Source organism: Collinsella sp. OM06-18AC (assembly GCF_003438785.1).
Lineage (GTDB): Bacteria > Actinomycetota > Coriobacteriia > Coriobacteriales > Coriobacteriaceae > Collinsella.
Window position 1 is genome coordinate 1 of record NZ_QSTX01000018.1, and the last position, 13,068, is coordinate 13,068.

The 13,068-nt window shown below is 61.6% G+C and carries 9 protein-coding genes; 3 read left to right on the plus strand and 6 right to left on the minus strand.

Annotated features, from left to right (window positions below):
* Positions 1-245: 245 nt before the first annotated feature.
* The 4 genes from DXB86_RS09365 to DXB86_RS09380 all read right to left on the minus strand — a co-directional run bounded on the left by DXB86_RS09365 (position 246) and on the right by DXB86_RS09380 (position 4,324).
* Positions 246-803: a hypothetical protein gene (locus DXB86_RS09365; RefSeq protein WP_117736916.1), complete on the minus strand. Its 558-nt coding sequence runs from the start codon at positions 801-803 to the stop codon at positions 246-248.
* Between the two features lie 235 nt (positions 804-1,038).
* Complete coding sequence (locus DXB86_RS09370; protein WP_117736917.1) at positions 1,039-1,575, minus strand: PTS glucose transporter subunit IIA; 537 nt, start codon at positions 1,573-1,575, stop codon at positions 1,039-1,041.
* 140 nt (positions 1,576-1,715) lie between these two features.
* Positions 1,716-3,164 (minus strand): glycoside hydrolase family 1 protein, encoded by a 1,449-nt coding sequence (locus DXB86_RS09375; protein ID WP_117736918.1) that lies wholly within the window; start codon positions 3,162-3,164, stop codon positions 1,716-1,718.
* Positions 3,165-3,331: 167 nt separating this feature from the next.
* Positions 3,332-4,324, minus strand: coding sequence for a helix-turn-helix domain-containing protein (locus DXB86_RS09380; RefSeq protein ID WP_117736919.1), 993 nt, complete (start codon positions 4,322-4,324; stop codon positions 3,332-3,334).
* Positions 4,325-4,438: 114 nt separating this feature from the next.
* Between DXB86_RS09380 and DXB86_RS09385 the strand changes: the two genes are divergently transcribed.
* Positions 4,439-7,027: a glycosyl hydrolase gene (locus DXB86_RS09385; protein ID WP_117736920.1), complete on the plus strand. Its 2,589-nt coding sequence runs from the start codon at positions 4,439-4,441 to the stop codon at positions 7,025-7,027.
* A 113-nt stretch (positions 7,028-7,140) separates the two neighbouring features.
* Positions 7,141-7,995 carry a MurR/RpiR family transcriptional regulator gene (locus DXB86_RS09390; RefSeq protein WP_117736921.1) on the plus strand — a complete coding sequence of 285 codons (855 nt, stop codon included), beginning with the start codon at positions 7,141-7,143 and terminating at the stop codon, positions 7,993-7,995.
* Between the two features lie 143 nt (positions 7,996-8,138).
* Here DXB86_RS09390 and DXB86_RS09395 read toward each other — a convergent pair whose 3' ends face one another.
* Both DXB86_RS09395 and pyrE read right to left on the minus strand, forming a co-directional pair.
* Complete coding sequence (locus tag DXB86_RS09395) at positions 8,139-8,759, minus strand: helix-turn-helix domain-containing protein (RefSeq protein WP_055250846.1); 621 nt, start codon at positions 8,757-8,759, stop codon at positions 8,139-8,141.
* A gap of 401 nt (positions 8,760-9,160) precedes the next feature.
* A complete protein-coding gene (pyrE, locus tag DXB86_RS09400) occupies positions 9,161-9,841 on the minus strand; it encodes an orotate phosphoribosyltransferase (protein WP_117736922.1) in 681 nt (226 codons plus the stop codon).
* Between the two features lie 437 nt (positions 9,842-10,278).
* Between pyrE and mgtA the strand changes: the two genes are divergently transcribed.
* Positions 10,279-13,047, plus strand: coding sequence for a magnesium-translocating P-type ATPase (mgtA, locus tag DXB86_RS09405; protein WP_117736923.1), 2,769 nt, complete (start codon positions 10,279-10,281; stop codon positions 13,045-13,047).
* The last annotated feature ends 21 nt before the right edge of the window (positions 13,048-13,068 follow it).

The following is a 13,068-nucleotide window of genomic DNA, read 5'->3' on the forward strand; positions in this document are numbered from 1 at the left end:
CTACCGGGAGTAGCCCCGACGGTTGACAAAACTATAGGAACACCCAACTGCCACCTCAATGACTACCATGGCAACGCCGCAGGTAGAGAACGGGCAGCGAGCGGGCACCAGAGCGAACAAATTGGCATGAAAAGAGGACGGCATAGACCTTCTGGTCATGCCGTCCTCTTTGAATGACAAGTTGTCGCTCTGGCGCCCGCGCAGCGTCGAACAGTTACGGCGTTTGGTAAAACGCCGTAACTCCCCTAGCTCATCATGGCATTCATCATCTCGTTGGTTGCGGAATCGTCGGCAGACCACTCGCCGTCGTCATTGCAGGAATACTTGAAGGTGACCTTGGTGTCCTTGGTCTTAGCAGCCTTGGTCACATCGACCATAACCTGACCGGCCATCTTGTACAGCTCGTCATCGGAAGGCATCGAATCGAGCGCGGCGACCTTCTCCTGGTACTGGGTGGCAAAATCCTCAACGATCTGGTTCATGGACTTGCAGGTAATGGTGACCTCGGCAGTCGCGGTGCCCTTGTCCTCGTCGACCGTCACGTCGCCGATCTTGTAGTCAAAGCCCTCGAGATAGCTCTTGGCGTACTCCTTGGGATCGATGCCCAGCTGCTCAAACTCGTCGCCCGAGGCCTCTTCCAGGCCGGCGAGGAAGTCGTCGCCGCCGTTCTTGACCTCGTCAAACTGCGTTGAAAGATCCTCGGTAATGAGTTCCTCAACCGAAGGACCTCCGCAGCCGGAAAGCACAACCACGCACGCGACCAGAACAGCCATCAGGGGCGCAAGCAGCAGCTTCTTCTTCATGACATTCCTCCCAACAAGCGGCACCGCGCTTCCCGACGCGGTGCACGTCGTAACAATAAGGCCATACTAGCCGCTAACGAACACCCCCGGCAAAGCAAAGGCGCAATCGGCTCGATTTAACGTCCGAACGGTTTACCGGTCCGCCCAACGCGCAATAAAACGTTCCGCCGCATTGTAATAAAAAAGGGCGGCCGGATAACCCGACCACCCCAAAACACCCTTATGTTGCCGCAGACTACTTGCGGACGACCTTGACGATGACATCGCCGGCGGCGACAGCGGAGTCGGCCTCGACGGCGAGTTCGACATCGGCAAACTCGGCGGTGTTGGACACGGCCACGACGACGCAGTCCTTGTAACCGGCGGCAGCGATCTTGGCACGGTCGATCTTGAGCATGGGCTGGCCGGCCTTCACGACGTCGTCGGCCTTGACGAAGCCCTCGAAGCCGTCGCCGTTCATGTTGACGGTATCGACGCCAACGTGCACCAGAACCTCGATGCCGCTATCGGACTGCAGGCCCACGGCGTGACCCATGGTGACGGTCACCTTGCCGTCGCAGGGAGCGTAGACCAGATCGTCCTCGGGCCACACGGCGCAGCCCTTGCCCAGGACCTCGCCGCCAAAGACGGGATCGGGCACGTCGGCCATCTTGATGACCTTGCCCTTGACGGGCGAGCACAGCACGTCGGCGCCGGCAGAAGCAGAGATGGAGGACGGAGCAGCGGCAGTCGCGTGCTCAGCCTTCTTCTTGAACATGTCAAACAGACCCATACGTTTTCTCCTCTTGATTAAGCGCAACGTTGTGCGCATGCCTATGGTGATTATAGTGCCAAATGGTTCAAATGCTAAGGTGGGGACTCGAATCGCGAGCCCATCCCAACGCTTTTCCCCGGTGGCACTCATATTGTCGATTAATCCAGGCCCTCGGCACCGTTGGACTTGATGATCTTCTGGTAGGCGTAGAAGCTGTCCTTGCGGCGTCGCTCGTAGGTACCGGTGCCGTCGTCGTACTTATCGACGTGGATGAAGCCATAGCGCTTGCGCATCTCGCCGGTGCCGGCGGACACCAGGTCGATGGGACCCCACCAGGTGTAGGCGATCAGGTCGACGCCGTCGGCAATGGCCTCGCCCATGGCCTTGATGTGGCTCTGCAAGTAGGCGATGCGGTACGGGTCGTGGATGGAACCGTCCTCCTCGACCTCATCGTAGGCGCCCATGCCATTCTCGACCACCATCAGCGGAATCTCGTAGCGGGCGTAAATCTCGTTGAGGGCGATGCGCAGACCCAGCGGATCGATCTGCCAGCCCCAGTCGGTGGACTCCAGATAGGGATTCTTGCCGCCAAAGGTCATGTTGCCCTCGGTCATCTCGTGATCCCTGTGGGTGCCCACGGTGCCGGACATGTAGTAGCTAAAGGTGTAGAAATCGACCTTGCCGTCGGCGATATCCTGCAGGTCACCGTCCTCCATCACAAGCTCGACATCGTTCTCGGCCCAGAAGCGCTTGGCATAGAACGGATACTTGCCGCGCACCTGCACGTCGGAGCAGTACCAGTTCATGGTATTCATCTCCTGCTGCGTGGCGAACACGTCGGCCGGATCGCACGTGGCGGCATAGGAGAGGATGAAGCAGTCCATGTTGCCCATCTTAAACTGCGGATAGTGCTCGTGGGCATAGCGCACGACGCGGCCGCTGGCGACAAACTGGTGATGCAGCGCCTGCATACGAGCCTGCGGCGTAGTATGGACCGCCGAAGCCGGGCCCTCAAAGCCCTGAATCATGCTGGTCTCAAAGAGGTTGCCCATGTCCTGAGTGCCGCAGTTGATCTCGTTGAAGGTGAGCCAGAACTTGACCTTGTCCTGATAGCGGTCGAAGACGGTCTGGCAGTACTTCTCAAAGAAGCCGATGAGCTCGCGGCTCGCCCAGCCGTTGTATTTCTCGACCAGGTGATAGGGCATCTCGTAGTGCGACAGGGTCACGAGCGGCTCGATATTGTGAGCGCGCAGGCAGTCGAAGACGCGGTCGTAGAAGGCGAGGCCGGCCTCGTTGGGCTCGGCGTCGTCGCCGTTGGGGAAGATGCGGCTCCAAGAGATGGACATGCGGAACATGGTAAAGCCCATCTCGGCGAACAGCGCGATATCCTCCTCGTAGTGATGGTAGAAATCGATGCCGTCATGATTGGGGTAGAAGCGGTTGGGGTCGATGTCGATCGTAATCTGGCGCGGCTCCTTGTAGCTGCCGCCCAAGAAATGGTCGTCGACGGAAGGACCGCGGCCGTCCACGTTCCAAGCGCCCTCAAACTGATTGGCGGCCGTGGCGCCGCCCCAATAGAAACCCTCGGGGAACTTGATGTTTGCCATGAGCATCTCCTTTGCATTGCGGGTCGATAGGCCGAGTATCGCCCACGCACGCGACAGGCAGGGGCAGGGGTGCCAAACCCGACACTTCTTTTCGCAGACGCGCGCTGCAACAGCGCTGCAGCTGAAACTTTTTGACACCGAAGGAGCGAAGACGATCCGCCCCGCGCTTACCGGCGGTATGCCGCGGGGGTGCATCCATACTTGCCGTGAAACTTACGGTAGAAGAAGCTCATGTTTTCATAGCCCACCGCATGCGCAGCCGCCCCGGCCGTGGCGCCACCGCGCAGAAGCTCGGCCGCACGCACCAGGCGTCGCTCCTGCACAAGCTGCCTAAAGGTCTTGCCCACATGTCGCTTGAGGAGCGCCGTCGCATAATTAGGGCTCAAGCCAAACTCCGCCGCCATCCCCTCGAGGGAGCATGCAGCGAATTCGCGATCGATATAGCCAAGCATTCCCGTCACCAGGGCAGTGGGCCCCGCCGCGCCGTCCGCCACGCCGCGCACCAGCTCGCGCTCGTAGCAATCCATGAGCTCAGCCAAAAACAGCTGAAACAGGCACAGAACAATCTCGGCGCTGTTGGGGCTCGGCTCGTAACGCTCGCAGAGCATTTCCTGCATGTAGCGCCGCACGCGCCGGCTCTCCCCGCAACGAAAGTGTACGTGCCCGCGATGGTCCGTCTCACTGTTGAGCGCGTTGAACAAAAACCGCGAGACCACGCTCTCGCGCGAGAGGCTCGACTCCAGGCTCCAGCGCAAAAATGCACGTGAAACGGTCATGCTCAGCATGATGTCGTCCTCGCCGAGCGACGACACCGCGTGTGGACAGGCGGCGTCGAGCAGCAGCACCTCGTTGCGGCCCAGCTCGAGCCTCTCCCCCGCCACCGTCTGCGGGCAGTGCCCGCGATACACATAGCTCATCTCAACGTAGTCGTGCACATGCTCGGGCACGGCATTAAAACGCGAGTTTGTCCTTATCGTCAGGCCACGTGGCATGCCGGGCTGGGCGTAGGCAAACCCGACCTGCCCAATCTTTCGCACCGGACGTCCGTCGATTTCGACATGCTCGGTCATAATCGACCAATCAAACGCCAAGCCGTCTCTATACGCAATCTCGCTGGCACTCAGTTCGCTGAGCCTACGCTCGAGCTCGTCGATCTCCATCGCTCACCAATCGTTGATTTGGTCATAGTTCGTTGTGATTCGGATATTAGCAGAGCGCGCTGACACGTCCATAATCTGTGCCATGCAGCTAATCGACCGAGCCGAGGAGGATCCATGACCGCGTACTACCAGCAGGTGCTCAACGGCGCCTACGACAACCACGTGCTTCCGTTTTTGTGGATGAAGGGCGAGAGCCATAAGACCATTGCCGAGTATCTGGAAAAGATCGCCGGCGCCGATATCCACGAGGTCTGCCTCGAGAGCCGCCCGCACCCCGATTTTTGCGGCGAGGGTTGGTGGCGCGACCTGCGCTTTGCGATCGACATATGCAAGCAGCTGGGCCTCAAGATCTGGATTCTGGACGACGCACACTTTCCCACCGGATACGCCAACGGCGCCGTCAAGGAAGCCGCGCCCGAGCTCCGCAAGATCGTGCTCACACACCGCACGCTCGACATCGTGGGCCCCACGCCGCAGGCGAACATCGTGCTCACCAACCTGTTCGACAAGACGGAGCGCTTCTATGGCGTAACGTTTATGCAGGAAGGGCACGCCGTCGAGGTAGAGCACCGCGTCATCGAGGACGAGCACGGCATACCCTACCGCCTGGTCTTTGACGCGCCGGCCGGCATCACGCAGGCGTGCGTGATGTTCACGAGCGGCAAGACCTCCTACAACGAGGACTACATCAACATGGTCGACCGCGCCTCGGTGGCACAGCTCATCGACGCTGTGTACGAGCCGCACTTTACGCATCTGGGCGATGAGTTTGGCAAGACCATCCTGGGCTTTTTCTCCGATGAGCCCGGCTTTGCCAACGAGAAGGGCGTCACCGGCGCCGACGGCATCTCCGACACGCTCATCGGCAAGGCCACGGCTCCCCTGCCCTGGTCGGCCGAACTCAAGCGCCGCCTGCGCGCGGCGCTGGGCGAGCGCTACCTGGACGAACTCCCGCACCTGTGGGATCGCGAGCCGGCGGGCGCGCACGTGCGTCATGTGTACATGGACATCGCAAGCACGCTCTACAAGGAATGCTTCTGCGACCAGCTCGGCGGCTGGTGCCGCGCGCACGGCGTGCAGTACATCGGCCACGTGATCGAGGACAAGGACTGCCACGCGCGCTTGGGCGTGGGCGCCGGACACTACTTCCGCGCCGTGGGCGGCCAGGACATGGCGGGCGTGGACATCGTGATCAACCAGCTCGTCCCCGGTATGGACCAGGGGTTCCACTCCTACGGCCGCGGCGTATGGGACCTGGAGTTCTACAATTACGTGCTACCCAAGCTGGGCTCCTCGGCGGCGCATCTCGACCCCAAAAAGCAGGGGCGCTGCATGGCCGAGGTCTTTGGCGCCTTTGGCTGGCACGAGGGCCTGCGCGAGATGAAGTGGATCGCCGACCACTTTATGGTGCGCGGCGTTAACTGGTTTGTGCCGCACGCCTTTAGCATGGCTGCCTTCCCCGACTGGGACTGCCCGCCGCACTTCTACGCGCACGGCCAAAACCCCCAGTTTGCGCACTTTGGCAAGCTCATGAGCTACATGAATCGCACGGCGAGCCTGCTTTCGGGCGGGCGGGCCGCCACACCGGTGGCGCTTCTGTACCACGCCGATGCCGAGTGGGCCGGCGAAGCCTCGTTTATGCAGCACGCCGCCGCCGAGCTCATGCGCGCGCAAATCGACTTTGATATTGTGCCGGCCGAGGCATTTGAGGATGCCGAGCGCTATACCGTGGCGTTTACCGCGGACGGCGGGTTTACTGTAAACGGACAGGCATACCGCTGTCTGGTCATGCCCGGCGCCGAGTTTGTCGGCGGGGCTGTACTTGACTTTGCCGCGCGCGCCGCGGCCGCAGGCGCTGCCGTGTATGCCCTGGATAAGCTGCCGAGTAAGCGCTATGACGGCGATATTGCAGGACGCGAGGGCTTTGCCTCCGTGGATGCCAGCGAGCTTGCAGGCGTTTGCGTTGTTGCCGCTTCCAAGCTTGCGAGCGTGCTTGCCGCGGCCGGCATGCAGACCGTGGCATGCGCCGAGCCGCAGCCGTGGCTGCGCGCGCTGCGCTACGATCGCGCGGGCGAAAGCTACCTCATGCTGGTAAACGAGCATCCCAAGCAGGGCATCTCCACTCAGATTGCGTTTGCCGACGGCACGCCCGTTGCAGGCGCGCGCCTCGACCTGCTCAACGGCAGGGAGCCTGTCGCCTTTGAGGGCACGCTCGAACTTGCGCCCTACGAGAGCTGCATCGTGGTGCTCGGGGCCGCAGGTTCCGCGCGCGCAGCAACAGCAGGAACTGAAGCCGCATGCATCGACGGGCCCTGGACGGTCGCCTTCTCTGCCCCCGGCACCGATGCCTTTGACGAGTCTATTGAGCTTGCAGGCCTGCACGACCTTTCCTTTGCCGAGTTCCCCGGCAAGGCGGGCACCTTCCGCCACCAGGCGAGCCTCAGCGTTGACAAGGGCCTCACCAGCGCCGCGCTCGATCTCGGCGAGGTCTTTGAGACCGCAACCGTCACCCTCGACGGCACGCTCCTCGGCACGCGCATCTGTCCGCCCTACCGCTTTGAGCTCGGCACCCTTGCCGCCGGCGAGCACGGGCTCACGATCGATGTGATCAACACCCTCGACCACGCCATCCCCGACATGTTCGGCATGACCGAGCCCTCCGAGCCCAGCGGCCTGCTCGGTCCCGTCCGCGTGCTCGGGTAGCGACCCCGCGCAACAGCCCCTTACGAGACGCCCGGCTTGCTTTCCCCAGCCAAGCCGGGCGTTTTATTTACCGTTATGATTGATACATCGCGATACGAATGCATGGGAGCCATATGGATATCAAGCGCAAAATCACCCAGGGCAAGGGGCTCACCCCCACCGAGCAGCAGCTCGGGCAGACGGTTCTCGCCATGGGCGAGAACGTTCGCGGGCTCTCCATCAAGGAATTTGCGCGCCAGGCCAATGTCTCCGTTGCGAGCATCCACCGCTTTTGCAAAAAGCTCGGCCTTGAGGGCTTCAAGGAGCTCAAGGTCGAGCTGGTGCGCGCAGCCTCGTACGCAGACTCCGCCCCCGAGGTGGATATCGACTTTCCCTTCGATGCCACTTCCACCCCTGCGCAGGTGATGGAGCGCATGGAGGGGCTCTACCAGACCACCTTGGCCGAAACGCAGGAGCTGCTCGACCCTGCACAGCTCGACCACGCCGCCAAGCTCATCATGCGCGCCGGCACCGTGGACATCTACACGGGCTCGCATAACCTGTATCCAGCGGGAATGTTCCGCGATCGCCTGCTTTCCGCCGGCAAAAGCGCGACGTGCCACGACAGCGTCGAGGCGCAGGTGCGCACGGCACTCGCCTCGGGTCCCGACCATGTGGCAATCATCATCTCCTACAGCGGCCTTGCCCCCAACCTCAAGGAGATCTTGCCGATCCTTAGCAGTCGACATGTCCCGGTCATCGTCATCGGCACGCCGTACTGTGCCCGCATTCACCCCGGCTTTGCCGCCTATCTCACGGTAAGCGACCACGAGAGCATGACGCACCGCATCACGCAGTTCGCCAGCCATATCGCCGTGCAATACGTACTCGATTCGCTCTATAGCAGCTACTTTGCCAAAGATTATGCCCGCTGCTCCGAGTTCTTAGAGCGCTCGTTTCCCTACACCCGCCTGCCCGGGCTTAAGTAGCGACGAGCGTGGATTTTCGGACACTAGCCTAACGAGCGTGGATAATCTCCCATTTTGAGCCCGCACACAGGCCAAAACCGGGAGATTATCCACGCTCATTTTGGGTCCCCCGGGAACGCATGAGGAGGGCGGATAGACAGCCGTTATTTGCGAGGCGTCAGCGACGTAAAGAGTCCGTGTTGGTTGCAGTAAAGATATATCCTGCCGCGCCCGGTAATATGGAAGCGCGGCTGCACCGATTGCTCTGGATAGAGCTTCTTAAAGCAGATGCCGTCCATAGTCGCATATGCCACAAAGCTAATGTAGTGATCCTTGGTCATGGGATGATCGAGCGTGACGTACCAATCGTCCTCGATGCGCTCGATGGAAAAGGCGTGGTCCGCGTCCGGCTCTTCGGCCTCCTGGGGAAACATCGTGGAGCCACAGCAGCTAAAGCTGCCTTCTCCGAGCGCGTGCACAACGTTTCCGCAGATAGGGCAAACGTAAAAGACGCCTTTGAGCATATTGCCTGCACGGTTGGCGTTGGCCCGAATGTCACCAGCCAAAAGCTCGGCCACGCTTATGCCGAGTCTCTGGGCCAAAGGCTCAACGAGGGAAATGTCGGGAAGGCCGCGGCCGGATTCCCACTTGCTGACGGCTTTATCGGTCACGCCAAGGCTTTCCGCCAGGGCGCGCTGGGTGAGGCCGCGCTCTTCGCGCAGCTGCTTGATGGCATGCGCTGCCAAAAAAGTATGGGAGGCATTGGTTTGCCGTGTCTGGTTCATGGGCTGTCCAATCAAATTGAAGAAATGGAGTGAACCGGTTCGACAGTCAGTATCCATTTGAAGGCCAGGCTCGACAACCTACGCTGCGTAGACATGCGCCAATCGAACGAGCGCGGATTTTGGACGCTCATCCTAAGTAGTCATTTAAGAACGTCCCCAACGACTACATCAGGAGTGTCCCCAAGTGCCAGCACAAAAGGAACGTCCCCAAGTGCCGCATCGCCAGCAACGGGAGTGCCGATGTCTTGGCAACGACAGCGAGCGGGCCGCATTTGAGACAAGGTGACGTGAAACGAAAGGGCGCTGACCTTCTGGTCGCGCCCTTGAAGTTGAACGTCAGATTGTCCAAATGCGGCCCGCGCAGCGTCGGCCGGTTACGGCGTTTGGTAAAACGCCGTAACCTACTTAACTCCGTACTGCTCGTAGTAGGCGTCGATGGCGGTCTTGAGCTCGTCGTCGATGACAACCTTGCCGTCGATCTCGTGGTTGTAAAGGGTCTCGACGACCTCGGCCATGGAGACGATGCTCGCGACGGGGAAACCGTACTTGGCCTCGATCTCCTTCTGCGCGGTGGTCACGCCGCCCTTGCCGACCTCCATGCGGTTGAGGGACACGATCAGGCCCTTGATCTCGACATCGGCAGCAGCCTTGACCTTGGGATAGGTCTCGTCGATGGACTTGCCGCTGGTGGTGACGTCCTCGACCATGATCACACGGTCGCCGTCCTGGGGCTCATAGCCCAGCAGGTTGCCCTTGTCGGCGCCGTGGTCCTTGGCCTCCTTGCGGTCGCAGCAGTACTTGACCTCCTTGCCGTACAGCTCGTGGTAGGCGATGGCGGTCACGACGGCCAGGGGAATGCCCTTGTAGGCCGGCCCAAACAGGACATCAAAGTCGTCGCCAAAGTTATCGTGGATGGCCTGGGCGTAATACTCGCCCAGCTTCTTGAGCTGATAGCCCGTCACGTAAGCGCCGGCGTTCATAAAGAACGGGGACTGACGGCCGCTCTTGAGCGTAAAGCTGCCGAACTTAAGGACGTCGGACTCAACCATAAACTTGATGAACTCTTGCTTGTAAGCCTCCATGCGGGCTCCTCTCGTAATCGCGTACGTGCCTTCCAGTTTAGCGCAGGCAGGGCGTCGGTGCGGGCGCGCTTTGGGGCCTCAGCATTCTGTAAAGGCTTTGTCAGGGGCAATGGTTTTCCAAACAAAGGGGTTGACACGGCAAACCCCCTCATCAAAAATACGGGCGGATTAAAACGGGTACGAGATACCCAAAGCGCGCCGCGCCCGGCCTTAAGGAGGTGTGCCATGGAAGGCAGTCATAGTCGAAAAACCTGCATGTCGCCCTCGGTACGCCGCGAGGATTCCGCACGCGCATAAGCGCCACGAACCGATCGTCAAAACCACCACAAAGGTGCCTGTCCCCTTTGTGGCGGTTCGAGAGCATGACGTGAGCGACATCTAGGTTTTTTGAAGCAAATACGACACGTACGCTAACTCCCTTCAACAAGGAGGACCCTATGCTGATGCTCAAAACCGCTACGGTACTCGAAGCTATCTCCAAGCGCCGCCGCACGGCGCGCCCTGCCGCTCACACCGGCCTGTCCAAGAACACCATATTTGCCGCCACCCATAGCGCCGAGGACGCCCTCGTGCTGCTTGACGCCAGGGCTGGCGGACTCGGTACCGAGCACGCCGCCGAGCGCCTAGACGCCGTCGGCCCCAACACCATCGAGGCGCCGACCAAGACACTCGCCCGCCGCATCGCCGACGCGTTCATCGACCCCTTCGCTGGCATCCTCGCCGCGCTCGCACTGGTCTCGCTCTACATCGACGTGCTCGCCGTGCCCGAGCCCCAGCGCGACCCCTCCACGGTCATCGTCATCGGCATCATGCTGCTGGTATCGGGCGGCATGAAGTTTATCCAGGAAGCCCGCAGCGGCAATGCGGCCGAGGCCCTCAAGGACCTGGCCTCCAACACCTGCTGTGCCCTGCGCGACGGCGAGCGTATCGAGATCCCCTTTGACGAGCTCGTCCCCGGCGATGTAATCCGTCTCTCTGCCGGCGATATGGTGCCGGCCGATGCCCGCATCATCACCGCGCGCGACCTGTTTGTGATCGAGTCCGCACTCACCGGCGAGAGCGAGGCCGTCGAAAAGACCGCTGCCATCACCGTCGCCGAGGGTGCCGACAGCTCCGCGCTGCCGCTCTCTGCCTGCAAGAACATCGTCTTTACCGGCACCTCCGTGCAAAACGGCACCGCTATGGCACTTGTCGTAGCCACCGGCTCGGACACTTACCTGGGCGGCATCGCCAAGATGCTCAACGGGCGCGGCGAGAAGAGCGCGTTTGACCGCGGTGTCTCGAGCGTCTCCATGTTGCTCGTGCGCCTGATGCTCGTTATGGCGCCGGCGGTCTTTGCCATCAACGTCGCCACCAAGGGCAACGTCATCGACGCGCTGCTGTTCGCCACGAGCGTGGCCGTGGGCATCACGCCGCAGATGCTCCCCGTCATCGTGACCTCGAGCCTGTCGCAGGGCGCCAAGGACCTCGCCCGTCGCCAGGTTATCGTCAAGGAGCTACCGGCGATCCAAAACCTCGGCGCGATGGACGTCCTGTGCTGCGACAAGACCGGCACCCTCACCGAAGACCGCATCGTGCTCGAGCGCTACCTCAACACCGACGGCAACGAGGACGCGCGCGTGCTGCGCCATGCGTTTTTGAACAGCTTCTTCCAGACCGGCCTCAAAAACCTTATCGACCTGGCCGTCATCGACCGTGCCGATGTGACGCCCTCGACCGTCGTGCCCGATTCTATGCTGGGCCAGAGCCTGCGCGACCGCTATACCAAGGTCGACGAGGTGCCCTTCGATTTCTCGCGCCGTCGCCTGAGCGTAGTTGTCGCCGACGCCCAGGGCAAAACCCAGATGGTCACCAAGGGAGCTGCCGAGGAAATGCTCGAGATCTGCTCCTTTGTCGAGGTCGATGGCGCCGCCCAGCCGCTTACCGAAGATAAGCTCGCCCAGATTCGCAAGCAGGTCGCCGGGCTCAACGCCGAGGGCCTGCGCGTGATTGCCGTGGCGCAGAAAACCAATCCGCGCTGCGTGGGCGAGTTTGGCATCGCCGACGAATGCGACATGGTGTTGATGGGCTTTTTGGCCTTCCTCGATCCGCCCAAGGCGAGTGCCGCGGGCGCCGTCGCCACGCTCGAGGCCAAGGGTGTGGCGGTCAAGGTCCTGACCGGCGACAACGACCGCGTTGCCGCCACCGTCTGCGAACAGATCGGTATCGACGCGAGCAACGTCTTGCTCGGCTCCGAGATCGATGCACTCGATGACGCCGAACTTGCCGAGCGCGCCGAGAACACCCATCTCTTTGCCAAGCTCTCGCCGCTGCAGAAGGCGCGCCTGGTGCGCGTCATGCGCGAGCTGCTCGACCACACTGTGGGCTTTATGGGCGACGGCATCAACGACGCCGCCGCCATGCGTGCGAGCGACTGCGGCATCTCGGTCGATTCGGCCGTCGACATCGCCAAGGAATCCGCCGACATCATCTTGCTCCAAAAGGACCTGGGCGTGCTCGAGCGCGGCATCATCGAAGGCCGCCGCACCTACGGCAACCTGCTCAAGTACCTCAAGACCACGGTGAGCTCCAACTTTGGCAACGTGCTGTCCGTGACCGTCGCGAGCCTGTTCTTGCCGTTCTTGCCCATGAGCGCTCTGCAGCTGGTGCTGCTGTCGCTGGTCTACGAGATCGTGTGCATCGCGCTGCCGTGGGACACCGTCGATGACGCCTGGACTGCCCGTCCGCGCGCCTGGGATGCCGCGTCCATTAAGGGCTTTATGCTCGAGTTGGGTCCCGTGAGCTCACTGTTTGATATCGTGACTTTCGCCGCGCTCTTCTTTGTGGTGTGCCCCGCCGCCGTGGGCGCAAGCTGGGCAGAGCTTGCCGCTATAGGCGACGTCACAGGCATGGCGGCCTTTACGGCGCTCTTCCAGAGCGGTTGGTTTGTCGAGTCCATGTGGTCGCAGACGCTCGTGGTCCACATGCTGCGCTCCCCGCGCCTGCCGAGCCCGCGCGACCACGCCGCGCCCGCGCTGTGCGTCCTCACCGTGCTGGGCCTGGCGCTCGTCACCTGGCTGCCGACAAGCCCCATCACCGATGCGCTGGGCCTCATGCCGCTGCCGCCGAGCTTCTTCGCGCTGCTCATCGGCATTGTCGCCGCCTACATCGCGCTCACCCAACTGGCCAAGCGCCGCTACATCGCCCGCCACGGCGAGCTGCTGTAGCCCCGCCGGCGCTATCGTCAA

What these genes read in the sequence shown, in the direction of transcription:
- DXB86_RS09365 (WP_117736916.1), bottom strand. Translation starts at nt 803, where the DNA reads ATGAAGAAGAAGCTGCTGCTTGCGCCCCTGATGGCTGTTCTGGTCGCG.
- DXB86_RS09370 (WP_117736917.1), bottom strand. Translation starts at nt 1,575, where the DNA reads ATGGGTCTGTTTGACATGTTCAAGAAGAAGGCTGAGCACGCGACTGCC.
- DXB86_RS09375 (WP_117736918.1), bottom strand. Translation starts at nt 3,164, where the DNA reads ATGGCAAACATCAAGTTCCCCGAGGGTTTCTATTGGGGCGGCGCCACG.
- DXB86_RS09380 (WP_117736919.1), bottom strand. Translation starts at nt 4,324, where the DNA reads ATGGAGATCGACGAGCTCGAGCGTAGGCTCAGCGAACTGAGTGCCAGC.
- DXB86_RS09385 (WP_117736920.1), top strand. Translation starts at nt 4,439, where the DNA reads ATGACCGCGTACTACCAGCAGGTGCTCAACGGCGCCTACGACAACCAC.
- DXB86_RS09390 (WP_117736921.1), top strand. Translation starts at nt 7,141, where the DNA reads ATGGATATCAAGCGCAAAATCACCCAGGGCAAGGGGCTCACCCCCACC.
- DXB86_RS09395 (WP_055250846.1), bottom strand. Translation starts at nt 8,759, where the DNA reads ATGAACCAGACACGGCAAACCAATGCCTCCCATACTTTTTTGGCAGCG.
- pyrE (WP_117736922.1), bottom strand. Translation starts at nt 9,841, where the DNA reads ATGGAGGCTTACAAGCAAGAGTTCATCAAGTTTATGGTTGAGTCCGAC.
- mgtA (WP_117736923.1), top strand. Translation starts at nt 10,279, where the DNA reads ATGCTGATGCTCAAAACCGCTACGGTACTCGAAGCTATCTCCAAGCGC.